This window comes from Nonomuraea sp. CX421 (assembly GCF_059358955.1).
In genome coordinates, this window is sequence record NZ_JCADBK010000005.1 from 176,298 (window position 1) to 201,982 (window position 25,685).

At 69.6% G+C, this 25,685-nt stretch carries 30 protein-coding genes; 17 read left to right on the plus strand and 13 right to left on the minus strand.

The window, feature by feature from the left end; all coding sequences use genetic code 11:
* Positions 1 to 61 precede the first annotated feature (61 nt).
* The 5 genes from AC5L3X_RS12220 (at position 62) to AC5L3X_RS12240 (ending at position 4,834) form a co-directional block, all read left to right on the plus strand.
* A complete protein-coding gene (locus tag AC5L3X_RS12220) occupies positions 62 to 889 on the plus strand; it encodes a helix-turn-helix domain-containing protein (RefSeq protein WP_494857034.1) in 828 nt (275 codons plus the stop codon).
* Complete coding sequence (locus tag AC5L3X_RS12225; RefSeq protein ID WP_494857036.1) at positions 877 to 1,089, plus strand: DUF397 domain-containing protein; 213 nt, start codon at positions 877 to 879, stop codon at positions 1,087 to 1,089. Before AC5L3X_RS12220 ends, AC5L3X_RS12225 begins: the two co-directional genes overlap by 13 nt.
* A 711-nt stretch (positions 1,090 to 1,800) precedes the next feature.
* Positions 1,801 to 2,043, plus strand: a complete 243-nt coding sequence (locus AC5L3X_RS12230; protein WP_494857037.1) for a hypothetical protein — start codon at positions 1,801 to 1,803, stop codon at positions 2,041 to 2,043.
* Positions 2,040 to 4,247 (plus strand): hypothetical protein, encoded by a 2,208-nt coding sequence (locus AC5L3X_RS12235; RefSeq protein ID WP_494857038.1) that lies wholly within the window; start codon positions 2,040 to 2,042, stop codon positions 4,245 to 4,247. The genes AC5L3X_RS12230 and AC5L3X_RS12235 overlap by 4 nt, the downstream gene beginning before the upstream one ends.
* Positions 4,248 to 4,531: 284 nt before the next feature.
* A complete protein-coding gene (locus AC5L3X_RS12240; protein WP_494857040.1) occupies positions 4,532 to 4,834 on the plus strand; it encodes a hypothetical protein in 303 nt (100 codons plus the stop codon).
* A gap of 143 nt (positions 4,835 to 4,977) precedes the next feature.
* Here AC5L3X_RS12240 and leuA read toward each other — a convergent pair whose 3' ends face one another.
* Positions 4,978 to 6,684 (minus strand): 2-isopropylmalate synthase, encoded by a 1,707-nt coding sequence (gene leuA, locus AC5L3X_RS12245; RefSeq protein WP_494857042.1) that lies wholly within the window; start codon positions 6,682 to 6,684, stop codon positions 4,978 to 4,980.
* Positions 6,685 to 6,977: 293 nt separating this feature from the next.
* Positions 6,978 to 7,721, minus strand: a complete 744-nt coding sequence (gene ddaH, locus AC5L3X_RS12250; protein ID WP_494857044.1) for a dimethylargininase — start codon at positions 7,719 to 7,721, stop codon at positions 6,978 to 6,980.
* Positions 7,722 to 7,759: 38 nt separating this feature from the next.
* Between ddaH and AC5L3X_RS12255 the strand changes: the two genes are divergently transcribed.
* The 10 genes from AC5L3X_RS12255 (at position 7,760) to AC5L3X_RS12300 (ending at position 15,150) form a co-directional block, all read left to right on the plus strand.
* A complete protein-coding gene (locus AC5L3X_RS12255; protein WP_494857045.1) occupies positions 7,760 to 8,005 on the plus strand; it encodes a DUF2630 family protein in 246 nt (81 codons plus the stop codon).
* A 41-nt stretch (positions 8,006 to 8,046) separates the two neighbouring features.
* Positions 8,047 to 9,003, plus strand: coding sequence for a GNAT family N-acetyltransferase (locus AC5L3X_RS12260; RefSeq protein ID WP_494857047.1), 957 nt, complete (start codon positions 8,047 to 8,049; stop codon positions 9,001 to 9,003).
* Positions 9,004 to 9,028: 25 nt separating this feature from the next.
* Entirely contained in the window at positions 9,029 to 9,757 is a 729-nt protein-coding gene (locus AC5L3X_RS12265; protein ID WP_494857048.1) for a Mut7-C RNAse domain-containing protein, read from the plus strand.
* 71 nt (positions 9,758 to 9,828) lie between these two features.
* Entirely contained in the window at positions 9,829 to 10,131 is a 303-nt protein-coding gene (locus AC5L3X_RS12270; protein ID WP_494857050.1) for an urease subunit gamma, read from the plus strand.
* Positions 10,128 to 10,439, plus strand: a complete 312-nt coding sequence (locus AC5L3X_RS12275) for an urease subunit beta (protein WP_358463059.1) — start codon at positions 10,128 to 10,130, stop codon at positions 10,437 to 10,439. The genes AC5L3X_RS12270 and AC5L3X_RS12275 overlap by 4 nt, the downstream gene beginning before the upstream one ends.
* Positions 10,432 to 12,141, plus strand: coding sequence for an urease subunit alpha (locus tag AC5L3X_RS12280; protein ID WP_494857051.1), 1,710 nt, complete (start codon positions 10,432 to 10,434; stop codon positions 12,139 to 12,141). The genes AC5L3X_RS12275 and AC5L3X_RS12280 overlap by 8 nt, the downstream gene beginning before the upstream one ends.
* Positions 12,141 to 12,815 (plus strand): urease accessory protein UreF, encoded by a 675-nt coding sequence (locus AC5L3X_RS12285; protein ID WP_494857053.1) that lies wholly within the window; start codon positions 12,141 to 12,143, stop codon positions 12,813 to 12,815. The genes AC5L3X_RS12280 and AC5L3X_RS12285 overlap by 1 nt, the downstream gene beginning before the upstream one ends.
* 351 nt (positions 12,816 to 13,166) lie before the next feature.
* On the plus strand, positions 13,167 to 13,838 hold the full coding sequence (ureG, locus tag AC5L3X_RS12290) for an urease accessory protein UreG (RefSeq protein ID WP_494857055.1): 672 nt from the start codon (positions 13,167 to 13,169) through the stop codon (positions 13,836 to 13,838).
* Positions 13,839 to 13,840: 2 nt separating this feature from the next.
* Positions 13,841 to 14,602 carry an urease accessory protein UreD gene (locus tag AC5L3X_RS12295; RefSeq protein ID WP_494857056.1) on the plus strand — a complete coding sequence of 254 codons (762 nt, stop codon included), beginning with the start codon at positions 13,841 to 13,843 and terminating at the stop codon, positions 14,600 to 14,602.
* Between the two features lie 56 nt (positions 14,603 to 14,658).
* Positions 14,659 to 15,150: a hypothetical protein gene (locus tag AC5L3X_RS12300; protein WP_189123722.1), complete on the plus strand. Its 492-nt coding sequence runs from the start codon at positions 14,659 to 14,661 to the stop codon at positions 15,148 to 15,150.
* Here the strand turns inward: AC5L3X_RS12300 and era are convergent.
* From era to AC5L3X_RS12340, 8 genes are all read right to left on the minus strand, one after another.
* Complete coding sequence (era, locus tag AC5L3X_RS12305) at positions 15,141 to 16,049, minus strand: GTPase Era (RefSeq protein WP_494857058.1); 909 nt, start codon at positions 16,047 to 16,049, stop codon at positions 15,141 to 15,143. The two genes, AC5L3X_RS12300 and era, sit on opposite strands and share 10 nt — an antisense overlap.
* Positions 16,050 to 16,066: 17 nt before the next feature.
* Positions 16,067 to 16,543, minus strand: coding sequence for an NUDIX domain-containing protein (locus AC5L3X_RS12310; protein ID WP_494857059.1), 477 nt, complete (start codon positions 16,541 to 16,543; stop codon positions 16,067 to 16,069).
* A gap of 1 nt (position 16,544) precedes the next feature.
* Complete coding sequence (locus AC5L3X_RS12315) at positions 16,545 to 16,865, minus strand: cytidine deaminase-like protein (RefSeq protein ID WP_494857061.1); 321 nt, start codon at positions 16,863 to 16,865, stop codon at positions 16,545 to 16,547.
* 10 nt (positions 16,866 to 16,875) lie between these two features.
* Positions 16,876 to 17,532 (minus strand): hypothetical protein, encoded by a 657-nt coding sequence (locus AC5L3X_RS12320; RefSeq protein WP_494857062.1) that lies wholly within the window; start codon positions 17,530 to 17,532, stop codon positions 16,876 to 16,878.
* A gap of 363 nt (positions 17,533 to 17,895) precedes the next feature.
* Positions 17,896 to 19,191 (minus strand): hemolysin family protein, encoded by a 1,296-nt coding sequence (locus AC5L3X_RS12325; RefSeq protein WP_494857064.1) that lies wholly within the window; start codon positions 19,189 to 19,191, stop codon positions 17,896 to 17,898.
* On the minus strand, positions 19,188 to 19,664 hold the full coding sequence (gene ybeY, locus AC5L3X_RS12330; protein WP_494857066.1) for an rRNA maturation RNase YbeY: 477 nt from the start codon (positions 19,662 to 19,664) through the stop codon (positions 19,188 to 19,190). Before ybeY ends, AC5L3X_RS12325 begins: the two co-directional genes overlap by 4 nt.
* Entirely contained in the window at positions 19,661 to 20,698 is a 1,038-nt protein-coding gene (locus AC5L3X_RS12335; protein ID WP_494857068.1) for a PhoH family protein, read from the minus strand. Before AC5L3X_RS12335 ends, ybeY begins: the two co-directional genes overlap by 4 nt.
* 91 nt (positions 20,699 to 20,789) lie before the next feature.
* Positions 20,790 to 21,134 (minus strand): histidine triad nucleotide-binding protein, encoded by a 345-nt coding sequence (locus AC5L3X_RS12340; protein WP_189123715.1) that lies wholly within the window; start codon positions 21,132 to 21,134, stop codon positions 20,790 to 20,792.
* A gap of 281 nt (positions 21,135 to 21,415) precedes the next feature.
* Between AC5L3X_RS12340 and AC5L3X_RS12345 the strand changes: the two genes are divergently transcribed.
* Complete coding sequence (locus AC5L3X_RS12345) at positions 21,416 to 21,928, plus strand: SigE family RNA polymerase sigma factor (RefSeq protein ID WP_189123964.1); 513 nt, start codon at positions 21,416 to 21,418, stop codon at positions 21,926 to 21,928.
* On the plus strand, positions 21,925 to 22,563 hold the full coding sequence (locus AC5L3X_RS12350; protein ID WP_494857070.1) for a hypothetical protein: 639 nt from the start codon (positions 21,925 to 21,927) through the stop codon (positions 22,561 to 22,563). The genes AC5L3X_RS12345 and AC5L3X_RS12350 overlap by 4 nt, the downstream gene beginning before the upstream one ends.
* A gap of 9 nt (positions 22,564 to 22,572) precedes the next feature.
* On the opposite strand, the gene AC5L3X_RS12355 is transcribed toward AC5L3X_RS12350, so the two are convergent.
* From AC5L3X_RS12355 to hrcA, 3 genes are all read right to left on the minus strand, one after another.
* Positions 22,573 to 23,307, minus strand: coding sequence for a 16S rRNA (uracil(1498)-N(3))-methyltransferase (locus tag AC5L3X_RS12355; protein ID WP_494857072.1), 735 nt, complete (start codon positions 23,305 to 23,307; stop codon positions 22,573 to 22,575).
* Positions 23,308 to 23,487: 180 nt separating this feature from the next.
* Positions 23,488 to 24,627, minus strand: coding sequence for a molecular chaperone DnaJ (gene dnaJ / locus AC5L3X_RS12360; RefSeq protein ID WP_189123712.1), 1,140 nt, complete (start codon positions 24,625 to 24,627; stop codon positions 23,488 to 23,490).
* A gap of 11 nt (positions 24,628 to 24,638) precedes the next feature.
* On the minus strand, positions 24,639 to 25,652 hold the full coding sequence (hrcA, locus tag AC5L3X_RS12365; protein ID WP_189123711.1) for a heat-inducible transcriptional repressor HrcA: 1,014 nt from the start codon (positions 25,650 to 25,652) through the stop codon (positions 24,639 to 24,641).
* Between the last annotated feature and the right edge of the window lie 33 nt (positions 25,653 to 25,685).

Genomic DNA, 25,685 nt, shown 5'->3' on the forward strand with positions numbered 1-25,685 from the left:
TACGCCATCAACCGTTTCGGTGAAAGCTTCGTTGAAACGGCGGCGACCCCCGGGAGGTCAAATGCCCAAGGAGAGCGAGCTGTGCCCCGCCGACTCGCCGACCGCGCTCTTCGGCTTCGAGCTACGGCGGCACCGTAAGGCCCGGGGCTGGTCCCAGATCCGCCTGTCGAAGGCGGTCTCCTACTCCGTCGGCACGATCAGCATGATCGAGACAGCCAGACGGTCGCCCACGGAGGAGTTCGCCCGCCACTGCGACGAGGCACTGGAGGCCGAGGGAGCGCTGATGCGGCTCTGGCCGATGGTCAGCCACGCTTCGGCTCCACCCTGGTTTCGGCCCTGGCTCGAGGTGGAGGCCACGGCGGAGGCGATCCGTTCCTGGGAGCCCCTGGTCGTGCCCGGCCTGCTCCAAACCGAGAACTACGCGCGCGCCGTGCTGGGCGGCGATGTCGGCGTGACTTCCGAACAGATCGAGGAGCATGTGATCGCCCGAATGGAACGGCAGAGCATTCTCCGGCGCCCCAAGCCGCCACTGCTGTGGGTCGTGATCGATGAGGCAGTCCTGCATCGCCCAATCGGCAGCCCCGAGATAATGTCGGCGCAGCTCACCCACCTCCTCGAAGCGGGCCGAACTCCCCGGACCACCATCCAGATCCTGCCTTTCACGGCCTACTCCACGACCGGTCTGGCCGGCGGATTCGCCATTGCTCAAGCTCACGGAGTTTTCGACAGGGCGTATGTCGAATCCGCTGGAGTCATGAGCCGAGTAACAGAGCGACCAGAGGACGTCAGCGCCCTAACATACAGATATGAGGGGATTCGTTCCGAAGCACTGCCCCAGCGTGAATCCCTAGAAGTGATCAAGGAGACGCTGCAGCGATGGACGAGCTGACTCGAGAACTCGACACAGCCATTTGGCGCAAATCCAGCCACTCGGGACCCGATGGCGGCAACTGCGTTGAGGTCGCCGAACTGTCCGGAGGGCGCCGAGGCGTCCGCGACAGCAAGGATCTCACCGGCCCAGCACTGATCTTCACTCCGGACGAGTGGAACGCCTTCATCGCCGGCGTGATGAACGGCGAGTTCGACTGATCAACACGCCTGAGCAGGGGCTTTCCACTCTCACGGAGAGTCATCCGTGAGACGCCACAAGCGTGCGGATCCGCCGTAAGACATGAGAACAACCTGCGGTACGCGGCGTTCAGCAACGCCATCCGCAGCAGTTCCGCAACGCTTTCCTGTCGATCACTCATCGCTCCGACCGGGCACAGGCGACCAGCGGCCCGAAACGAGCGAGCACGATCTTCCCCTTTCCTGATGGCCTTGGCTTGTTAGGCGCCGTCGCTCGCGACGGATGCCCGCTTGACCTCCGCCACCACGACGAGTCGACCGGGACGATGTTCGAACGCGCAAAACGGCACAGTCGGCGCGTCCGTTCTACTCCGGCGGCCATGATCTTTCTGTCGGCTATGGCGCACTGGCCGCCCCTCCGGCCCCGTTCCCAGCCGGGCCGTTTCAGTTGATGTTCAACGCATCCAGCCGGTTTCAATTTTAGCGGGAGAAGATCCATAGATCACCGCCCATTCCCCCTCGACGGGACCACACCACCTCCCTTTGTCGAGCGGAACCGAAGTCATGCTCATAGTCAGACAAACAGACCAATGCACACATACTCGGAATGCGCTCCATACTTTCACTGAGTTTCAGCTTGTTTGTTGACGTGATGTTGCATACCGTGTGAGCCCGTGGGGGACGCCGCCTCCTGATCTGGTTCTTGTGCAGCGAGCCATGCGAGGAATCATCGTGGCTAACGTCGATCGCGAGGCGATGCGGGCCGTGGCAGAGCGGATCCAGCGGCTGTCGGACGAGCACTGGTGGGCGCTCGATCCGTCCTGCCGCCTGATGGAGAACGACGCGTGGGTGGGACCGACGGGTGCCCGGTTCGACGCCCAGGTCCACGCCGACCAGCGGGAGCTGCGCGACATGCTCACTCAGGCCGTACACAGCGCGAACCAGGAGCTGGCATCGCATCCGGACAGGTCATGACAGAGTTCAGCGGGGTCAAACTGCCGGAGTTCGACACGATGGCGGGCAAGCATGCCCAGGCCGCCGGGCTGCTGGAAGAGCTAGCGCAGACCCTGTACGGCGAGTTGCGGACCGCCGGGCTCGACACCGCTCCGGCCACGCGCCTGCGCGAGCTGGCCGAACGGGTCACCACGCAGGCCGAGGACCTGCGGCGACGCCAGCGACTGGTGCACGAACTGCAGCGGCAGAAGGTCACCTTCGGGAGGAGCACACCCGCCGGAAGCTTCCTGGAGATGCCTGACCGGCTGGAGATCGCGAAGGGACTCCTGGAAGGAACACTCGCGGGTCGTGCCGCGCTGAAGGCCGCCGACGGGGATGCCAAGGCGCTGGCGGAGTTGCGGAAATACGCGTCACGCACCGGGGACACCGAGTTCGTCAAGGCGTTCCTGGGAACCCTGGGCGCACGAGGCGTGACGCGGTCGCCCGGCTCCTTCGCCGTACAGTTGCGCGATGCCATGAATCGTGAGGACGCAGGCCGCGCGGACCGGCTCTCCGTCTCCGGTCAGAAGGCCCTCAGCATGCTGGCCACCGCCCTGGCCAAAGGAACCAACCCGAAGGATCCGGCGTACATGGGCGCCGACTTCCTCAAGGACCTGGCGAAGGAAGGCCGGGCCGAGTACAGAACCGGCGACACGACGTACTCGGGCTACCAGGCGCAGGCCCTCATCTGGCGTGCCCATCATGGGAAGACACCGTTCTCGAAGGAGTTCATGGAGGTCGTCGGGCGTGACGTGATCGTCTACGAGCACGAGCAGCGGAAGGACCAGTGGGCGGCGAGCAAGGATCCGCTGGGCCGCGCCTTCGCGAGCGCCCAGATCCCCACTATCGACCTGGCCGGCGCACTGGGCCTCGGCACCCTGCTGAGACCGGGGACGCAAGCCGGTGTTCCAGGCGCGAAGGGCGGATCATCGGTGGTGGACGACCTGTTCCACGCGGCGAAGTCCAGCCGCGAGGCCTCCCACACCCTGCTTGACCACACCCCGGCCGGGTGGAAGACATCCGTGCTGGACTATCTGCTCACGACCCGGTGGGGCGCTTCTCTCTACCTGAAGGACCATGCGCCGTTCAACGACATGCTGGTGACCGCTACTACCGGCCAGGACGCCACCTCCCAGAGACTGGCCGCGGAACTGACCAAAATCGTCGCTGACGAGGTGCGAGGCGCCTTCGGCAAAGCCGAAGACGGCAACCTGGAGATCAGGAACCGAGAAGCATTTGACCGTCTCGCACCCCTGAGTTACCCCGTGGCCCGCGCGATCTCCGCCAACATCGACCAACTCTCCCGGCTCCTCCTGAACCACGCCACCTTCGGCAAGGTCGCGGCCCAGGACATGTCCTACGCACTCGTGCTGGCCACCTCCCACGACGCCGGCTTCGAAGCACTGGTGAGAGCGCAGACCGAACACATGCGAGCGGCACTCGACACCGTGGCACCAGTGGGCTTGACCGCATCCAACGCCGAGCGGCTCGGTTTCACGAAGGCCGACGTCAAGAAGTTCGACTTCGATGAGGACGGCCGGGTCGACAAGGCCGACATCAAACAGTTCCTGATAGACCGGACCGTGGCAGAGGCACGTCCCTTCAGCCACATCGTGGAAATCCGCCGCCAGGTGTTGATTGCCCAGGGGCTGAACGACAAGAAGGTGGACGAGTCGTTGAAAACCATGGTGCGCGATGCGATCGGCCTGCTCCCCGTGCCGGGGGCCAAACAGGTCGGCGAGCTGGCCGCCGGAGCCTTCGGCAACCTGGTCAGCACGCATTACGAGAAAATGGCCGGAGCCGCGTACGACGAGGTCGCCAAACAGGTCGCCCGGCAGATGTCCGAACACGGGCAGGGGCTGGACGAGACACACCGGACGCTGGCGAATAACCGGCTCGCGGTGGAGAGGCTGGCGGAGCAGATGCTCGCCACAGCCATGCTGAACAAGGGCCTGTTGAACGATTTCAGCCTGGGCGAGTTGGTATTCACATCTGGATCCCCGCCGATTCTCAAGCCCTTCGCCGAGATGACACCGCAGGAATATAGCTCGTTCCTCGCCTGGGCTCGCGAAACTGGAGGAAGTGACGACCTGCTAGATCGCTTCATGAGCACCTTCCGCAGGACCAGTGAGGTAGACGACTATCTCGCCCTCCAGATCCCAGCCTCTACCGGGGGTAGCACATGAGACGGCCTCGTCTGCCTGCTTTTCTGACTACTTTCGTGTTGCTTACCGCAGCGTGTACCCCAGAGAGCGACATCGCTCCAACATCTGCGCCGGTCCACCAGCCAGTCGTGGAATCCGCGCCATACGTCTGCGAACTTATTCCCGAGCAAGCGTTTCGCTTGGTCAGTGGAGCGACCGGACCCCTCGCCGAGAAAACAGACGGCAGTCAATGGGACGGCGACTGCTGGGCACCGGACACAACTCCTCGGCCTCTAGAGGTGCGGTGGCTGCAGGAGGGGGACGACATGCCCCGTGAGCAATTGGACTTCGTCCTTCATGACAGACGTCAGGTTTACAGCCGGCACGGCGGAGTCACGCTCCCTGCCGACCTTGGTGACGGCCTAGCTGCATATCTTCCGAATACACCATTCGCTGACCAGCCGTACCGAGTTGTCGCGAAGTTCCCCTGCGACGGCAAAGAGCAACTGCTCACTCTCTACCTGGCCCGAGTCACCAAGGGAAGGGACGGGATCAAGGATCTGATCGAGCTCATGCGCATCGCCCAGAAACGCTACGGCGAGCTGTACGACTGCACGCCCGGCAAGTAACAAGCCCAGCTCAAACGACTCGACCGCCTCGCCCCGTGATCATGGGAAGGCGGTCAAGTGGTCGGGTGTGTGGCCTTGTGGGCGCACCCCAGGTGCCGGCCCCGCAGATCATGCAGGGCCCGGCGGTGGAGCGAGCAGTGCGGTCAGCGAGATACGCGGTTGATCGCGGAGATGATGGCCTTGAGCGAGGCCGTGGTGGTGTTGGCGTCGATGCCGACCCCCCAGAGCACCTGGCCGTTGATGTCGCACTCCAAGTAGGAGGCGGCCTTGGCGTCGCTGCCCGCGCTCATCGCGTGCTCCACGTAGTCGAGCACCCGTACCTGGAAGCCGACCCTGGAGATGGCGTCGATGAACGCTGAGATCGGGCCGTTGCCGATGCCCTCCACCTCGCGGATCTCACCGTTGAGGCGTACGTCGGCGCTGATGCGGTCCTTGTCGTCGACCGTGGACTCGTGACGGTGGGCCATCAGGCTCAGCCGACCCCAGCGGTTGGTCGGGTTGGGCAGGTATTCGTCCTGGAAGATGGCGAACATCGTGGCCGGGCTGATCTCGCCGCCCTCGGTGTCGGTGTGGGCCTGCACCACCTTCGAGAACTCGATCTGCAGCCGGCGCGGCAGGTCGAGCTGATGGTCGGACTTCATGATGTAGGCGACCCCGCCCTTGCCCGACTGGCTGTTGACCCGGATGACCGCTTCGTAGGTGCGGCCGATGTCCTTCGGGTCGATCGGCAGGTAGGGGACGGCCCAGGTGAAGTCGTCGACCGGCACGCCCGCCTCGTGGGCGTCTCGCTCCAGGTGCTCGAATCCCTTCTTGATGGCGTCCTGGTGGGAGCCGGAGAAGGCGGTGTAGACCAGCTCGCCGCCCCACGGGTGGCGCGGGTGCACGGGCAGTTGGGTGCAGTATTCGGTGATGCGGCGGATCTCGTCGATGTCACTGAAGTCGATCTCGGGGTCGACGCCCTGGGAGAACAGGTTCATGCCGAGCGTGACCAGGCAGACGTTGCCGGTGCGCTCGCCGTTGCCGAACAGGCAGCCCTCGATGCGGTCGGCCCCGGCCATGTAGCCCAGCTCGGCGGCGGCCACGGCGCTGCCGCGGTCGTTGTGCGGGTGCAGCGACAGGATGATCGAGTCGCGGCGCCTGAGGTTGCGGTGCATCCATTCGATCTGGTCGGCGTAGATGTTGGGCGTGGCCATCTCGACCGTGGCGGGCAGGTTGACGATGACCTTGCGCTCGGGCGTGGGCTGCCACACGTCGTTGACCGCGTCGCACACCTCGACGGCGTACTCCAGCTCGGTGCCGGTGAACGACTCGGGAGAATACTGGAACCGTACGTCCACGTCGCTCGCGTCGGCGAGCTTCTTGACCAGCTTGGCGCCCTCGACCGCGATGGCGGTGATGCCCTCCTTGTCCAGGCCGAACACGACGCGGCGCTGCAGGGTCGAGGTGGAGTTGTAGAGGTGGACGATCGCCTGCCGGGCGCCCTGGATCGACTCGAAGGTGCGCTCGATCAGCTCGGGCCGGGCCTGGGTCAGCACCTGGATGACCACGTCGTCGGGGATGCGGTCCTCTTCGATGATCTGCCGGACGAAGTCGAAGTCGGTCTGCGAGGCGGCCGGGAAGCCCACCTCGATCTCCTTGTAGCCCATACGCACCAGCAGCTCGAACATCTGCAGCTTGCGGTGTGAGTCCATCGGGTCGATCAGTGCCTGGTTGCCGTCACGGAGGTCGACCGCGCACCAGCGGGGCGCCTTGGTGATCACCTGGTCGGGCCAGGTGCGGTCGGTCAGGCGGATCGGCTCGAACGGCTGATAGCGCTGATAAGGCATGGAACTGGGCTGCTGAGCGGTCATCTCTGGGGCTCCTCGTCGGTCGATGAAGAACGGCCGACGCGCATGACGGGCTCCGCGGCGAGGGAGCCGGCCTCAGTGGCCCCCGCCGCGGCAGCTAAGAAGCAGCACACGCAGCATGCTCTGCACGTTACCAGACGTGTCGCGGTGGACGATCCGGCTCCGTCGCATCCGACGGCCAGATCGACCCGCCTCAGGCCCCGCCGGATCAGGCCCGGCCACATCCGACCCGGCCACATCCGACCCGACCGGATCAGGCCCGACCGGATCCGACCCGACCGGATCAGGCCCGGCGTCTAGGGAATGAGAACCGACAGGCAGGTGACGCACCCTTCCAGCTTCTCGAACTCCGAGATGTCCACGGTGATCACCTTGAGCCCTCGCTTCTCCAGCGCGGCGGCCGTGCGCGGGGCGGAGGCGGCCATCAGGACCCGGTCTCCCCCGAGCGGCACCACGTGCGCCCCGGCCTCCTCGACGGGCTGCAGGAGTCCGCTCAGGTTCACGTGCGCGGCGAGGCCGATGAGCGTGCCGTCGGGCAGCGCGGTGACGGCCGACTTCAGGTGCAGCACTCCGTCCAGGTCGACGGGCACGACCCGGCGTTCCGGGAGCAGGGCGGCCAGCTGGGAGATGGCCTCGTCGTTGGTCCGCGCCGACCTCCCGACGTAGACGGTGGGCCCCACCTGGAGCACGTCACCGCCGTCGAGGGTGCCCGAGCCGGTGATCCGCACCGCCTTCAGCCCCAGCCCGCGCACCACCGACGCCACCGACGCCACCTCGGGCCGCCGCTCCTCGGCACCGGGTCTGGTCAGTACGGCCAGCCGCCCGGAAATCACCACCGTGTCCTCGACGAAGGGGGCGTCGGGCAGGTCGTCGGCCGGTTCGGCGTACACCGGCCGCCAGCCCGCGTCGGCGAGGGCGGCCACGTACGCGTCGTGCTGCCGCGTGGCCAGGCCGGGATCGACGGGCTCGCGCTGGACGTAGCTGAGGAGGCCGTCCGCGAGGCGGGGGCCGGGCTTTCTTACCAGCGCGATACCAGACATAGGGCGTGTTCTATCACGAAGTCAGTAGAGTCTCGGACATGCGGGACAACGAGATTCTCGGCAGGATCAGCGCCCTGGTCGACGAGGAGCACGAACTGCGCGGCCGGCTGTCCGCGGGCGAGGTCACCTCCGACGAGGAGAACGCCCGGGTGAAGGAGCTCGAAGTGGCGCTCGACCAGTGCTGGGACCTGCTGCGGCAGCGCAGGGCCCGCCGCCACGCGGGCGAGGACCCCGACAACGCGGCGCCCCGGCCGGTCAGCGAGGTCGAGGACTACCGGCAGTAAACCGGTGGCCGGGTCCGGGGCCCATGCGCTTGCCTGGATCCATGACGACCATCGACGGCGCGACCCTCGGCCGACTGCACGCCGCCTATGTCCAGGCCGTCGCCGACCAGCCCGGTCCGGTGCTGTCATCGCGCCGCTTCCAGGTGATGTTCACCCGGGAGCAGCGGGGCTCGCAGATCGAGTCCCACGTCGAGCGCGACGGCGACGAGGTCGTGGGCGGCTACCGGCTCGTCCTGCCCACGCTCGACAACACGCATCTGGGCTGGGTGGATCCGCTGTTCGTGCGCCCCGACCGGCGCGGCAGGGGGCTCGGCGGCAGGCTGCTCGGCTCGGCTCGCGACCGGCTGCGCGCCGAGGGCAGGCGGCTGCTCCTGGCCGAGACGCCCACTGTGGGCACAGGCGCGCGCTTCGCGGAGGCGCACGGATTCACGGTGTCGCTCACGGAGGCCCGCCGCACCCTCGAACTGCGCGAGGTCGACTGGCGCCGGTTTCGCGACATGCTGCCCCGGCCGGCGGGCTACGAACTGGAGCTGTGGAAGGGCCCCGCCGGGCCCGACCGGCTCGCCGACCTGGCCGTGCTGACCGCCGGCATGAACGACGCCCCGCTCGGCGCCGAGATGGAGGACGCGGTCTACGACATCGAGCGCATCCGGGCGCGCGAGGAGCTGATCGTGCCGGGCGGCTCCGACTGCCACACCGCGATCGCCAGGCGCGTCTCCGACGGCGCGCCCGCGGGATTCACCCGCCTGTACGTCAACGCCGACCGCGCCGACGGCTGGGCCCATCAGGCCGACACCGTCGTGCTCGGCCCGCACCGCGGCCACCGCCTCGGCCTGCTGCTCAAGCTGGCCAACCTGCTCCGCCTGCGCGAGCTGGAGCCGCAGGTCGAGCGGATCATCACGTGGAACGCCACGTCCAACGCGCACATGCTGGCCATCAACGAGGCGATGGGCTTCACGCTCCTGGACGAATGGCACATCTGGCAGCTCCCGATCTGAGGAGGCACCCATCCGATCGCGCAGAATGGACATCGTGACCGAACGGGAGGCGCACCTTCGCATCGCCCCGGAGCTGCTCATGTTCCTGCCCGTGAGCCGCCGGCAGGAGTGGCACCGGGTGACGCTCGACCGCACCTCGACCCTGGGCCATCACGTGGAGTCGATCGGGGTCCCGCTCACGGAGGTCGGCCCGATGACCATCGGCGACCGTGGCGTCACCCCGTCCTACGTGCCGGTCGCGGGCGACATCGTGGACGTGCCCGCGGTGCCACGGCCGCAGCAGTTGCCCGAGGAGCCCCGCTTCCTGCTCGACGTGCACCTCGGCACGCTGGCGCGGCGGCTGCGGCTGCTCGGCCTCGACACGGCCTACCACAACGACATGGACGATCCGGCCCTCGTCGCGCAGGCCAACGAGGAGCGCCGGGTGCTGCTCACCCAGGACCGCGGCCTGCTGCGCCGCCGCGCCCTCTGGCTCGGGGCGTACGTACGCGGTTCCAGCCCGCGCGACCAGCTGCGCGACCTGCTAGAACGCTTCTCTCCCCCGCTGCGCCCCTGGACCAGGTGCACGGCCTGCAACGGCCTGCTGATCCCGGCCGCCAAACACGAGGTGGAGCCGCTGCTGGAGGCGGGCACCCGGCGCACCTTCGACGCCTACGGGCAGTGCCGCGCCTGCGGCCAGGTCTACTGGCACGGCGCTCACAGCGGCCACCTGGAGGAGATCGTGGAGTCGGCCAGAGCATGGACCGCGGGCTGATCCACGCACCGGAAACCAACACGACATCCCCCGGCAACGCCCGCGAAACGGCCGGTTTCTAGGGTCCGGCCATGCGGCTTACCCCACACGAGCAGGAGCGCCTGCTCATTCACGTCGCCGCCGGGGTCGCACGCGAGCGTCAGGCCAGGGGCCTGCGGCTCAACCACCCCGAGGCCACCGCGATCATCGCGTCGTTCCTGATGGAGGGGGCCCGGGACGGCCGGACCGTGGCCGAGCTGATGGAGTCCGGGCGGTCCGTGCTGGCCCGGGCCGACGTCATGGACGGCGTGCCCAAGATGCTCGACACCGTGCAGATCGAGGCCACCTTCCCCGACGGCACCAAGCTGGTCACCGTCCACAGGCCCATCCCGTGATCCCCGGCGAGTACCTCCATCCCGAGGGTGCCATCCCGCTCAATCCGGGACGCGAGCGGGTGACGGTCCGGGTCGTCAACACGGCCGACCGGCCCGTGCAGGTCGGTTCCCACTACCACTTCGCCGCCGCCAACCCGGGCCTGGAGTTCGACCGCGGCGCCGCCTGGGGAATGCGGCTCGACGTTCCGGCGGGCACCGCGATCAGGTTCGAGCCGGGCGTGGAGCGCGACGTGACGCTGGTGCCCATCGCCGGACGCCGCGTGGTGCCCGGCCTGCGACCGGAATGGGCGGGTCCGCTCGATGGCTGACATCTCCCGCGCCCGCTACGCGGCGCTGTACGGGCCCACCACGGGCGATCGGATCAGGCTGGCCGACACCGACCTGTTCGTCGAGGTGACCGAGGACCTGGCGATGGGCCCGGCCGGCGCTGGTGACGAGGCGGTGTTCGGCGGCGGCAAGGTGATCCGCGAGTCCATGGGCCAGGCCCGCGCCACCCGGGCCGAGGGCGCGGCCGACCTGGTCATCACCGGCGTGGTGATCCTCGACCACTGGGGCGTGGTCAAGGCCGACGTCGGCGTCGCCGGGGGCCGGATCAGCGCGATCGGCAAGGCCGGCAACCCCGACACCATGGACGGCGTCGACATCGTGATCGGGCCGTCCACCGAGATCCTCAGTGGCAACGGCAAGATCCTCACCGCCGGCGCGGTCGACTCCCACGTGCACCTCATCTGCCCCCAGCTGCTCGACGAGGCGATCGGCGCGGGCGTCACCACGATCGTCGGCGGCGGCACCGGGCCCGTCGAGGGCACCAAGGCGACCACGGTCACCGGCACCTGGTATCTGGCCAGGATGCTGGAGTCGCTCGACTCCTATCCGCTCAACTTCGCACTGCTCGGCAAGGGCAACACGGTCAGCTCCGAGGGCCTGATGGAGCAGCTCAGGGCGGGCGCGTCCGGCTTCAAGCTGCACGAGGACTGGGGCACCACGCCCGCCGCGATCGACGCCTGCCTGACGGTGGCCGACGCGACCGGAGTGCAGGTGACGATCCACACCGACACGCTGAACGAGGCCGGGTTCGTGGAGTCGACGCTGGCCGCCATCGGCGACCGCGCGATCCACGCCTACCACACCGAGGGCGCCGGGGGCGGGCACGCTCCGGACATCATCCGGGTGGCGTCCTACGCCAACGTGCTGCCCTCCTCCACCAATCCCACCAGGCCGCACACCGTCAACACCCTCGACGAGCATCTCGACATGCTGATGGTCTGCCACCACCTCAACCCGTCGATCCCCGAGGACCTGGCGTTCGCCGAGTCGCGCATCAGGCCCTCTACGATGGCGGCCGAGGACGTGCTCCACGACCTGGGCGCCATCTCCATGATCGGCTCTGATTCGCAGGCGATGGGCCGCATCGGCGAGACCGTCATCCGCACCTGGCAGACGGCCCATGTGATGAAGGGCCGCCGCGGCGTGCTCGGCGGTGGTCCGGCCGACAACCTGCGGGCCCGCCGCTACGTCGCCAAGTACACGATCTGCCCGGCCATCGCGCACGGTCTCGACAGCGAGGTCGGCTCGGTGGAGCAAGGCAAGCTGGCCGACCTGGTGCTGTGGGACCCGGCGTTCTTCGGGGTCAAGCCGGCGCTGGTGCTCAAGGGGGGCGTGGTGGCGTGGGCCCAGGTGGGCGACGCCAACGCCTCCATTCCGACCCCTCAGCCGGTGCTCTCACGCCCCATGTTCGGCGCCGTCCCCGTGACGGCGGCGGCCACGTCGCTGCACTTCGTCTCCCCTCTCGCGCTCAACGAGGGGCTCGCCGACCGCCTGGCGGTGCGCCGCCGCCTGGTTCCGGTGGCCGACGTGCGCGGGCGCGGCAAGGAGGCAATGCCGCTCAACGACGCGCTCCCCCGGATCGAGGTGGAGCCGGACACCTTCCGGGTGCTCATCGACGGCGACCTCGTCGAGCCGGCGCCGGCCGCAGCGCTGCCCATGACGCAGCGCTACTTCCTGTTCTGATGAACCCGGCGCTGCTCCTCCTCACCGACTCCCGGCTCCCGGCCGGGGGCCACGCCCACTCCGGTGGCGCCGAGCAGGCCGTCGCCTCCGGCGCCGTCCATGACCTCCCGTCTCTCTCGGCCTTCCTCAGGGGCCGCCTGCACACCTCGGGCCGCGTCGCCGCCGCCTTCGCCGCCGCCGCCTCCCGTACAGCCTCCACACCGCTGGAGACGTCGCCCTGGACCGGCCTTGACGCCGAGGCCGACGCCCGGACCGCGTCGCCGGCCCAGCGCGCCGCGTCCAGGACCCAGGGCCGGCTGCTGCTCCGGGTGGCACGCCGCGTCTGGCCCTCGCCCGCGCTCGACTCGCTGGCTCGGGCCGTACCCGATCCGCATCATCCCGTCGCGCTGGGAGCGGCGGCGCACGCGGCGGGAGCCTCTGCCGGGGACGCCGCCCTGGCGGCGGCCTACCACGCCGTCACGGGCCCGGCCACGGCGGCGGCGCGCCTGCTCGGCCTCGACCCGGTCGAGGTCCACCGACTGCTCGCCGACATGGTCCCCGACCTGGACGACCTGGCCTCCCTTGTTTCCGGCCCCGAGACCGCGTGGGCGGAACTGCCCGCCCACTCCGCGCCAGCTCTCGACCTGCTGGCCGAGCGGCACGCGCGGGCCGCGGTCAGGCTGTTCGTCTCCTAGGAAAGGACTCCGCCTTGACATCCTCCCGGCTCCTGAAGAACCGGGATTCCAACCGTCGCCGGTTGGTCTTCCTGCTTCCCTGCCCGTCGCCCGCCCGAGAGGACTCTCGTTGAGGTCTTACACCGGCTCCACAGGCGTTTCGCCTCTCCGCAAGCCCTGCGGCGAGGGTGTTTCTGATCGTTCGTCCGGTGACTTGGTCGTCGCCACCGTCGAACACACTACCGAACCGCGTGGTGTCGTGCGGCGTTCTGACGGCGATCCGCCTGGCGGCGGATCTCCTGCCCCTGCCCTGCTCCACAGGGGTCCGATTCCCCCCCTGCCCGGAAGGCGGGGTTTCCTCGGAGGTTCCCGATGAGCGCCCACCACGATGACCACCACCAGGCCCCCGACGGGCACGGCCGGGCCCTGCGGCTGGGCGTGGGCGGGCCGGTGGGCAGCGGCAAGACGGCGCTGGTGGCGGCGCTGTGCCGGGTGCTCGGCCCGTCGACGCGCCTCGGCGTGGTGACCAACGACATCTACACCACCGAGGACGCCGACTTCCTGCGCGCGGCCGGGGTGCTCGACGGCGAACGCATCCTGGCCGTCGAGACCGGCTGCTGCCCTCACACGGCGATCCGCGACGACATCGCCGCCAATCTCGACGCCGTGGAGACCCTCGAACACCGTTTCGGCCCGCTCGACCTGGTGATCGTGGAGAGCGGCGGCGACAACCTGACGGCGACGTTCAGCCGCGGCCTGGCCGACCGGCAGATCTTCGTCCTCGACGTGTCCGGCGGCGACAAGGTGCCGCGCAAGGGTGGTCCCGGTGTCACCACGGCCGACCTGCTGGTCGTCAACAAGACCGACCTCGCGCCGATGGTCGGCGCCGACCTCGGGGTGATGGCCCGCGACGCGGCCGCGGTGCGCGGCGACCGGCCGGTGCTCTTCACCTCGATCAGGCGGGAGCCCGAGGTGGCCGAGGTGGCCGCCTGGGTGTCCGTCCAGCTGCGCGCCTGGTCCGAGCGTCCCGTCTCCGCGGGCTGACCGTGACCGCCGACGCCCTCCCGCCCGCCGCCCGCCGCGCTATGCGGGCCCGCGCCTTCGTCGCGACCTCGCTGTCCGGGGGGCGAACGGTCGTCAGCGGGCTGGGCTCGGCGCCGCCGCTGACGTTCCGCCAGACCGGCGCGCGGACCGTGCACCTCGTCTCGACCGCGGCGGGCCCGCTCGGCGGCGACCGGCTCCGGCTCGACCTCGACGTCGCCCCGGGCACCAGCCTGGAGGTCGGTTCGGTGGCGAGCACGCTGGTGCTTCCCGGCGAGGGCGAGTCACACCTGCTGATCACCGCGCGGGTCGGCGCCGGGGCCTCGCTCCGGTTCGCGCCCGAGCCGACGGTCCTCGCCGCCGGATGTTCGCACCGCCTGACCGTACGGCTGGCCCTGGCGGCGGACGCGCGCGTGCTCTGGCGGGAGGAGATCGTGTTCGGCCGGTACGGCGAGCGTCCGGGCCGCTGTCACGCCCGCTTCGACGCCACCAGCGACAGCCGTCCCCTGCTCAGGCAGGAGCACGTCGTCGGCGACCCGGCCCTCGACACCTCACCGGCGATCTACGGCACCGCCCGCTGCGTCGGCACCACCCTCGTCACCCCCGGACCGGCCTGCCGGGAGGCAGTCGTCGGTGACGGGGTCGCTGTGCTCCCGCTGGCCGGCCCCGGCGTCCTGGTGTCCGCGCTCGCCCCGGACGCCGTCGCCCTGCGCGACCGCCTGGAGTGGGGCGAGGCGCTGGCGTCCGCCCCGTCCGGCGCCGGGTGACCCGCCGAAGGCTCGCCGGCCTGGCCCGGAGCGTCCGGTCGTCCTATGGTGACCGTGTGGCCGACTACCTTTCGCCGGGTCCCGCGCGACGCCGGCCGCGGCGGGCTCACGCGTTCGCCGTCACCATCGCCGCGGCGCTGCTCGTGTTCTGCGCGATCCTGCCGTGGGCGGGCGTCGAGGCCAGCAGCGACCTCATCGGCGGCGCCGTTTCCCGTGACGTGCGCGGCACCGACGACGGCTTCGGCGTCTACACGCTGATCGCCGGGATGGCGGCGCTGGCCTTCGGCCTGGCCGGGCTGATCACCCGCCCCTGGATCGCGGCGCTGGCCGCGCTGCCGGGCGCGTTGGCCACGCTGATGCTGGTGCTGTACGTGACCGATCCGGCGGGGGCGGCCGACCGGGTGTCGGTCGATCTGGGCAGGGTGCTGTCGGTCGAGCCGGTGATCCGTTACGGCTGGTTCGCCGCGCTGGCCAGCGCCCTGGCGCTGATCGTCTTCGCGCTGCTCACGCTGACGCCGGCGCTGGCGAGCCGCGCCGATCAGTCGTAGAAGCCCAGCCGGCGCAGCTGCTTGGGGTCGCGCTGCCAGTCCTTGGCCACGCTGATGCGCAGGTCGAGATAGACGCGGGTGCCGAGCAGCGCCTCGATCTGCTTGCGGGCCCGGGTGCCCACGTCGCGCAGCCGCTCACCCTTGTGCCCGATCACGATCGCCTTCTGCGACGGGCGCTCCACGAACAGGTGCGCGTAGATGTCGAGCAGGTCGTCACGCCCCTCGCGCGGCATCATCTCGTCGACCACGACGGCGATCGAGTGGGGCAGCTCGTCGCGCACGCCCTCCAGTGCCGCCTCCCTGATCAGCTCTCCCACCAGCACCTGCTCGGGCTCGTCGGTGAGCTGCCCGCCCTCGTACAGCGGCGGGGACTCGGGCAAATGCTTCACGAGCACGTCGGCCAGCACGTCGAGCTGGTCATCGTGCTGCGCCGACACGGGGACGATCGCGGCGAACTCGGCGAGCTGTGACACCGCCAGCAGTTGCGCGGCGATCTGCTCCTTGCCGGCGAGGTCGGTCTTGGTGACCACGGCGACCACCGGAGTGCGCTTCACCGCCGACAGCTTGTCGGCGATGAACCGGTCGCCCTTGCCGATCGGCTCGTTGGCGGGCAGGCAGAAGCCGATCACGTCGACCTCGGTCAACGTCGACAGCACCAGACTGTCGAGGCGCTCGCCGAGCAGCGTGCGCGGGCGGTGCAGGCCCGGGGTGTCGACGACGACGATCTGGGCATCGGGCCGGTGCACGATGCCCCTGATGACCCGGCGGGTGGTCTGCGGCTTGGACGAGGTGATCGCCACCTTCGTGCCGACCAGGGCGTTCATCAGCGTGGACTTGCCGACGTTCGGCCTCCCCACGAAGCAGGCGAATCCGGCGCGATGGCTGTCTGGCGAAGTCACCCCGCAATTCTGGCCCATCATCGGCCCTGGTCTCGCCACCAGGCGAACGCGTCGGGCAGCACGTGCGGCGACCACGGGGTCATCGTGAGCCCGGTCAGCTCCTGCTCGGTGACCCAGCGGGCGTCGGTGATCTCGTCGCCGTCGGGAACGGGGACGCCGGACGCGACCACGCAGCCGTACACCGCGACCATGTAGCCGCACTGGTGGCCGTTGGGGTACACGGTGCGGAACTCCCGCCCGCCGTAGACGCCGATGAGACCGCGTACGGCGATGTCGATGCCGAGCTCCTCGCGCAGCTCCCTGGCCACGGCGTCCTCGGGCCGCTCGTCCGGGTCGAGGCAGCCGCCCGGCGCGGCCCAGAGGCCGACGTCGCCGTGCCGCGCGACCAGCAGCCGCCCCGACTCGTCGAACACGCAGCCGCACACCGACGGCAGCATCAGCAGATCGGACCCGACCTTGGCGCGCACTCTGGCGAGATGAGGGGAGATCGGCATGTCAGCTCCGCGGGGTGCCGTCGGGGCCGGCCACGAGCAGAGCCTTGACGCCCAGCTCGCGGGCCACCGCCTCGTCGGCGGCGCTCGGCCCGTCGGCCGCCGTGACCAGCGCGGCGGCCTCGAGCGACCGCGCGCCGCTGGAGACCGCCATGGCGACCGCCACCTGCACCGCGGAGAGCTGGAGCGCCTGCAGTGCGACGTCGGTGGCTGAGTAGGTGCGCCCGGTCTCGTCGCGCACGGCGGCGCCCTCAGCGGAGCCACCACGCGCCCTGGAGGCGCGGGCCAGGGTGATGAGCTTGCTGTCTTCAGGATCGAGAGTCACAGGCACTAGGTTAGGCGCTGGCCATGCCCATCACGGCGGTGAGGAGCTGCCGCGTGCGCTCCCGGTCCACCCCGGCCATGCCCGTGTGCACGAGCGAGACCAGGGTGTCACCCGAGCGGGCGAGCACCACGTCCAGCGCGTACGGGTAGCCGTTGAGCTTTCCGCGCAGCTCGGCGCCGATCGCCTCGTCTCCCACGTCCTGCAGCGGCAGCTCGCGCAGCCGGAGGCGGGTGCCGCCGCGCGAGCGCACCTTCCGGCACTCCGACAGGGCCGTGGCCAGGTCGTCGATGTGCCCTTCGGCCTCGGAGCCGGCGTAGCGGGCGAGCCCGACGCCGACCTGCTCGCCCAGCTCGTCACCCTGGTAGCTGACCGCCGCCTGCGCGGTCAGCGCCCGTTCGGGGGCCCGGCCGCCAACAGGTGCGAGCAGGACCCGGCAGTTGCGGTTGGCGGCGGTGAACGGCGCCCGCCACGCGTCCTGGGGCCTCGGCGCGAAGCCGTCCGGCAGCCGGGCGGGCGTGCCCAGCGCCCCCCGGAGTGCCGCCAGTGCCCGTGGGTCGGCGTGGCCCTCGGTGGCCTCGCTGCCGCACCCCACCAGGCATCCGATCAGGAGCCCGCTGACCAGGCCGCATGCGACGACCAGGCCGGTGATCCGCAGTCCGCGCTTCATGATTCCCCCCGCAGCCGATCTACCCCGGGGGCCGAGCGCGGCAATCCACCAGACCTGTCAATAAAGGTCCAAACGCTAAAAGGGTGCCCTCGCCTGGCTTATCAGACGAGAACACCCCTAAAAGCAACATCTCGATCGGCTAGCTGACCGAGATGCCGTCACCCCCCAAGAGAGTGTCCCTCCCACCGCGAACCCCACCCGGTGCTCGGGACGCTTCCCTTCGTGACACCCACCGCACTGTGGTGTCGAGCTACAGACTGGGGCAGACCGCTTGCAGAAGACTTGTAGAACACTTGCCACAATCGCCCGCAACACTGACACCTGCCGCATCCGTACAGCGTCGGCTGCCGACGAACGCGACGGTCAGTCCTGCGCGGCGGTCGCCGGCATGACGTCCGTCTCGGGCGGCGCGACGCGGCGGACCACCACGGTGCTGATCCGGTTGCGACGGCCGGCCAGGCTCTCGGCGGTGAGCCGCAGACCGGCCACGTCGGCCTGCGACCCGGCGATCGGCACCCGGCCGAGCGCGTGGGCCAGCAGCCCGCCCACGGTCTCCACGTCGTCGACCTCGATCTCGGTGTCGAACAGCTCGGCCAGCTCGTCGACCGGCATCCGGGCCGTCACACGGAGCGCGCCGTCGGGCATCGGCTCGACCCGGGGCGCCTCCTGGTCGTACTCGTCGGTGATCTCACCGACGATCTCCTCCAGGACGTCCTCGATCGTGACCAGCCCGGCCGTGCCGCCGTACTCGTCGATGACGATCGCCAGGTGGATCTGCCGGGCCTGCATCTCGCGCAGCAGCTGGTCGATCGGCTTGCTCTCCGGCACGTACGTCGCCGGGCGCATGATCGACTCGACCTTCTCCTTGCTGCTGTCCTGGCCCGCCTCGTGCACCCTGCGGGCGATGTCCTTGAGATAGGCGATGCCGATGACGTCGTCTTCGTTCTCGCCCACCACCGGGACGCGGGAGAACCCGCTGCGCAACGCCAGCGACAGCGCCTGGTTGAGCGTCTTGCCCCGCTCGATGAAGACCATGTCGGTGCGGGGCACCATGACCTCGCGGACCAGCGTGTCGCCCAGCTCGAAGACCGAGTGGATCATCTCGCGCTCGTCCGGCTCGATCATCCGGCGCTCCTCGGCCAGGTCGACCAGGTCGCGCAGCTCGGCCTCGGAGGTGAACGGGCCGTCGCGGAAGCCCCTGCCGGGGGTCAGCGCGTTGCCGAGCAGGATGAGCAGCTTGGGCAGCGGGCCGAAGATGCGGGTCAGACCGTAGACCACGGGGGCGCCGGCCAGGGCGATCGGCCCGGCGTGCTGACGGCCCAGGGTGCGGGGCATGACGCCGACGATCACGTAACTGACCACGATCATGATGGCCGCCGCGGCGAAGTAGGCCCAGCCCTGGTCGCTCATCAGGTCGATGAACAACAGAGTGGCGATCACCGTGGCGACCAGCTCACAGCTCAGCCTGAGCAGCAGCAGCAGGTTGAGGTAGCGCGGCGGATCGTTGACGATGGCCTGCAGCCGCTCGGCGCCGCGCCTGCCGTCACGTACGAACGCTTCGGCCCGCACCCGGGAAATGCGCGTCAGTGCCGTCTCCACGCTGGCGATCAGCCCGCCGATCACCACGAGGACGACGGCCAGAGGCAACCAGACGTTCACCGCGAGCTGCGCACCTCCTGCCACGACTCGAGGAGCCGGGCCTGCAGACCGAACATCTCCTTGTGCTCCTCAGGCTCGGCGTGGTCGTATCCGAGCAGGTGGAGGATGCCGTGCGTGCACAGCAGCTCCAGCTCGTCACGGGTGTCGTGACCCGCCTCGGCCGCCTGCCGGGCGGCCACCTGCGGGCACAGCACCACGTCACCGAGGAGCGCCGGGTCGGTGGGCCCCTCGGCGTCGCCGCGCGCCCCGCCGCCGGGACGCAGCTCGTCCATCGGGAAGGCCAGCACGTCGGTGGGACCCGGCTCGCCCATCCACTTCTCGTGGAGCTCGGCCATGGCCGCCTCGTCGACGATCATGATGGACATCTCGGCGAGCGGGTTGATGCCCATCTCGCCGAGCATGTAGCCGGCCAGCTCGACGATGCCCTCCTCGTCGACCTCGGCGCCCGACTCGTTGTTGATCTCGATGCTCATCGCCGTCTGCCCCGCTGCTGGATGGGTTTGGCGGCACTCGGCTCCTGCAGCGCGTCGTAGCGGCCGTAGGCGTCGACGATCTCGCTCACCAGCTTGTGACGCACCACGTCGGCGCTGGACAGGCGGGCGAAGTGGATGTCGGGGATGCCGTCGAGGATCTGCTGGACGACCCGCAGGCCGCTGGTCGTGCCCGCGGGCAGGTCGACCTGCGTGACGTCACCGGTCACCACGATCTTGGAGTTAAAGCCGAGCCTGGTCAGGAACATCTTCATCTGCTCGGCCGAGGAGTTCTGCGCCTCGTCGAGGATGATGAAGGCATCGTTGAGGGTGCGGCCCCGCATGTAGGCCAGCGGCGCGACCTCGATCGTGCCGGCGGCCATCAGCTTGGGGATCGAGTCGGGGTCGACCATGTCGTGCAGCGCGTCGTACAGCGGCCGCAGGTAGGGGTCGATCTTCTCGTAGAGGGTGCCGGGCAGGAAGCCCAGCCGCTCTCCGGCCTCGACCGCCGGACGGGTCAGGATGATCCGGTTGACCCGCTTCTCCTGCAGCGCGCGCACGGCCTTGGCCATCGCGAGATAGGTCTTGCCGGTGCCGGCGGGGCCGATGCCGAAGACGACCGTGTGCTTGTCGATCGCGTCGACGTAGCGTTTCTGGTTGACCGTCTTGGGCCTGATCGTGCGGCCCCGCGAGGAGAGGATGTCGAGGGAAAGCACCTCGGCGGGCCGGTCGGAGGTCATCCGCAGCATGGCGATGCTCCGCTCGACCGCGTCGGGGGTCAGCTCGCCCCCACTGCGCAGCACCTCGACCAGCTCCTCGAACAGCCGCACCACGGTGCCGCTCTCGTCGGGGCTGCCGGTGACGGTGATCTCATTGCCACGCACGTGGATGTCGGCCCTGAAAGCGCCCTCGATGACGCGCAGCAGCTCGTCACGAGAGCCCAGGAGGCTGACCATCGGATAATCGTCTGGAATCAGCACCTTGGCCTGAGTGCGCGAAGGAGGTGCAGTCCGTCGGGATTCGTGTAGTTCGGACATGGGCAGGCCCGTGGCCTGATGCCTCCCGGTCTGTTCGGATGTACTTCTCCACACATCGTAGCCGGGACCAGGCCTGGCGTTCGCGCCAATATCAACCGGGCGGCCACGACAGGCCGCGCCCGCCGAGCATGTGCGCGTGCACGTGGAAGACCGTCTGCCCCGCGCCCGGCCCGGTGTTGAACACGATGCGGTAGCCGCCCTCGGCCACGCCCTCCTGGACGGCCACGGCGTGCGCGGCCTTGATCACATCGTCGGCGAGCCCGTCGTCGGCCTGGGCCAGCGCCGCCGCGTCGGCGTGATGCTCCTTCGGTATGACCAGCACGTGGGTGGGCGCCTGCGGGTTGATGTCACGGAACGCCACAGCCCTGTCGGTCTCGAGTACGATCTCGGCTGGGATCTCCTTGGCCGCGATCTTGCAGAAGAGGCAGTCGGTCACAGGAGCACCTTACCGACCGGACCCGTCGCCACCTTGGCGGGTCCGATTCGCCGCGCCTCGTTGCGAATCGGTAATCCCGCGTGCCGTGCGCCGGAAGATCCTCGCGGTTAGGGTGGGTGTGCCACACTTCAGCAAAGTAGGACGATTCAGGGTCGGGCGAGGCCACCTGGCGAGGACACGACTGGGTAATGCCCCCAAAGGAACCGGAAGAGCGTAAACCCACTGGGAAGGCCGCGCGTCCCACTGATGTGACCACCGAAACCCTTCTGGCCGACAGGTCGATGGGGGCGGTGCCGGTCGGGTGGGATGCCGACATGGCCGTGACCGCGCTCTACAGCGCGCACTTTCGGTCGTTAGTGCGTCTCGCTGTGTTGCTGGTGCGCGACATGGCAACCGCCGAGGAAGTCGTGCAGGACGCGTTCGTCGCCATTCATGGCGCCTGGCGCAGGCTGCGCGATCCCGACAAAGCACTCGCCTACCTACGACAATCCGTCGTCAACCGGTCCCGTTCCGTGCTGCGTCACCGCGCGGTCGTCGAGAAGTACGCTCCCAAGGGTCTGCCCGACGCCCCGAGCGCCGAGAACGGCGCGATCGGCGAGCTCGAACGCTCAGCGGTCATCGAGGCCCTCCGATCCCTGCCGACACGTCAGAGAGAAGCACTCGTCCTCCGTTACTACGGTGATCTGTCCGAGGCTGAGATCGCCCACGCCATGGGCATCAGCAAGGGCGCGGTCAAGAGCCACACCGCGCGTGGCATGGCCGCCTTGCGAGCTGTCCTGGAGAAGATGTCATGACCCAGCCCCCCGACGAGTACGGCGACGTACTACGCCGTGTGCTGCGCGCGGAGGCGGACACGGTCGTGCCCTCGCCGGAAGGTCTGGAGATCATCCGTGCCCGCATCGAGCGGCGCGGGATGCGCAACCTGTTCTGGTGGCGGGCGGGCGCGGCCGCGGCCAGCGCGGTGCTGGTGGCCGGAACGATCGTGATGGTCGTCCCCGAGCTGCGCCAGCAGGTCCTGCAGGAGACCGTCCAGGAGATCAGGAACACCTCCACTCCCCCCGCCAACTCCTCCACCAACCGGGCCGTGTCGCCCGAGCCGACGGAGCGGACCGAACCACCTAACGTCGTGATCGTCCCCCCGACCAGCCGGCCGCCTCAGCAGCCGTCCGAGACCGCGAAGTCGACCAGCAAGCCGAAGCCGACCCCGACGCCGACCCGCACGCCATGTCCCACGGTCCCGGAGACGCCGGCCGAGCCGCATGACGACTGCCCGACCGCCACGCCTACGCCCACGCCCACCCCGACGCTCACCGAGCCTGACTCGCCCGTCAGCGCCTGCCCCGACACCGAGTGCCCGCCGGCCGACCCGATACCCACCCCCGGCGACATCGCCAGCCCGCTCGGCGGCTCGCCGCCCGCGACGCCCTGAGGGCCGCGCTCACCAGCGGCCGCTGCGGGTCAGCAGCACGGCCGCCGCCGCCACCCCGGCGGTCGAGGTCCGCAACACCGTGGATCCGAGCAGCACCGGCACCGCCTTCGCCGCCGTGAACCTGGCCAGCTCGTCCTCCGAGACCCCGCCCTCGGGCCCCACCACCACGACGACGTCGCCATCGGCGGGCAACTCCCTGCTGGACAACGGCTCGGCCGCCTCCTCGTGCAGCACCAACCCCAGGGCCGCCTCGGCCAGCAGGGCCTCGACCCGCGCCGTGGACGCCGGCTCGGTCACCTCCGGCAGGTGGAACCTGCGCGCCTGCTTGCCCGCCTCACGGGCCGTGGAGCGCCACCGGCCGAGCGCCTTGGCCACCTTGTCGCCCTTCCACTGGGTGATGCTGCGCGAGGCCGCCCAGGGGACGATCACGTCGACGCCCACCTCGGTCATCATCTCGACCGCCAGCTCACCCCTGTCGCCCTTCGGCAGGCCCTGCACCACGACGAGTCGGGGCCTCGGGGCCGCCACCTGCCGGCGAGCGGTCACCTCAAGCCTCAGCGCGTCCTTCAGCACCTCGCTCACGACGCACTCGGCGACCGCACCCGCACCGTCGGTCAGATCGACCCGCTCCCCGGCCCGCATCCGGCGCACGACGGCCGCGTGCCGCCCCTCGGGGCCGTCGAGCACCACCTCGGGTCCCTTGAGCTCCGCGAGATCGGCGGCCAGGAAAACCGGCACGGTCACCGGCGATCACCTCGAATCCTCACGATGGGCGGTCAATCGAGCACCCGGCGAATCGGCGCGCGTCGTCACTTCACGCGGGGTCGGCGATGTGGCCGATCGCCCCGCTCGCCACCCGGCGCCCGCCCAGCTCCGCGGGTGGTGACCCGCGGAGACGATCCTTCCGGCCGCGGCGCGGCGACCTCACCTCCCGTTGAACGCGTCACGCAGACGGGAAAAAAAACCTTGCTGCCCAGGGGCGAACTTGCCGGGAGGGCGCTCTTCGCCACGCAGCTTGGCCAGCTCGCGCAGCAGCTCCTCCTGCGCCGGGTCGAGACGCAACGGGGTCTCGACGTTGACGTGGATCAGCAGGTCACCGCGGCCGCTCTCGTTGAGCCGTTGCACACCCCGGCCGTACATGGTGATGACCTGGCCCGACTGGGTGCCCGGCCGCACGTCGACCTCCTCGGAGCCGTCGAGCGTCTCCACGGCGAGGATGGTGCCGAGCGCGGCGGCGGTCATCGGGATCTGGACGGTGCAGTGGAGGTCGTCACCACGCCGTTCGAAGATCTCGTGCGGTCGCTCGACGATCTCCAGGAAGAGGTCTCCGGGTGGGCCGCCACCGGGACCGACCTCGCCCTCGCCTGCGAGCTGGATGTGGGTGCCGTCCTCGACGCCCGCGGGGATGCGGACCTTGATGGTGCGGCGGGTGCGCACGCGGCCGTCGCCCGAGCACTCCTGGCACGGGTGCCGGATGATCGACCCGAAGCCGCCGCACTGCGGACACGGCCGGGAGGTCATGACCTGCCCGAGGAACGAGCGGGTGACCTGGGAGATCTCGCCGCGGCCGTTGCACATGTCGCAGGCGTCGGGGTGGGTGCCGGGCGCGGCGCCGGCGCCCTGGCACACCTCGCACAGCACGGCCGTGTCGACGACCAGCTCACGGGTGGTGCCGAACGCGGTCTCGCGCAGGTCGAGCTCGACGCGGATCGTGGCGTTGCGGCCCCTGCGCGCCCGCGACCGGGGCCCGCGCGCGCCGCCGGCGGTGCCGAAGAAGGCGTCCATGATGTCGCTGAACGGGAAGCCCGCACCGAAACCGCCCGCTCCGGCGCCCGCGCCCGCACCCCCGAAGGGGTCGCCGCCCAGGTCGTACATCTGGCGCTTGTTCGGGTCGGACAGCACCTCGTAGGCCTGCGTGATCTCCTTGAACCGCTCCTGGGTCTCAGGGTCGGGATTCACGTCAGGGTGCAGCTCGCGGGCAAGTCTCCGGTAGGCCTTCTTGATCTCGTCCTGACCGGCGTCACGTCGCACCCCGAGGGTGGCGTAGTAGTCGCTGTTTGCCACTTATCGACCTCTTATGATGCAGCCAGGATCTGGCTGACGTAGCGTGCCACCGCGCGTACGGCGCCCATCGTCACGGGATAGTCCATCCTTGTGGGCCCCAGCACGCCGAGCCGGGCCAGTTGCTTGTCGCCAGAACCGTATCCGGTCGCGACGATGGACGTGCCGTGGAGATAGGGGTTTTCGGAGCCGATGCGCACGGTGAGCGCGGACGGGATGTCTGGGGAAGTCTCGCCGAGCAACCGCATGAGCACGACCTGCTCCTCCAGCGCCTCGAGCACGTCGCGCAGGCCGGTGGTGAAGTCGGCGCCCGCCAGGTTGGCCGCGCCGGCGAACACGATCTTCTCGTCGTGGCGCTCCACGAGCGTCTCGAGCAGCACCGAGAGGATCGTCGCCACCACGGGCCGGTCCTCGACCGGCAGCCGCTCGGGCAGGTCGGCCACCTGCTCGGGCACACTGCTCAGGCCGCAGCCGTCGAGACAGGAGTTGAGCACCGCGCGCAGGTGGGCGATGCGGGTGTCCTCCACCACCTCGGGCAGCTCTATCACGCGCTGCTCGACGCGGCCGGTGTTGGTGATGAGCACGAGCATGACGCGCCGCTCGCTCAGCGGCACCAGCTCGACGTGCCTGACCGTCGAGCGGGTCAGCGTCGGATACTGCACCACCGCGACCTGTCTGGTCAGCTGCGCGAGCAGCCGCACCGTGCGGGTCACCACGTCGTCGAGGTCGACGGCGCCCGCGAGGAAGGTCTCGATCGCCCTGCGCTCCGCCCCGGAGAGCGGCTTGACCTGCGAGAGCCGGTCGACGAACAGACGGTAGCCCTTGTCCGTCGGCACCCGGCCCGCGCTGGTGTGCGGCTGGGTGATGTAGCCGTCCTCCTCCAGCGCGGCCATGTCGTTGCGGACCGTCGCCGGAGAGACCTTCAGATTGTGGCGCTCGGCGAGCGCCTTGGAGCCCACCGGTTCGTTGGTGGACACGTAGTCTTCGACAATGGCGCGGAGCACCGCCAGTTTCCGATCATCGAGCACGTGCTCACCTCCTGCCTCTTGCCCAACGGAAAC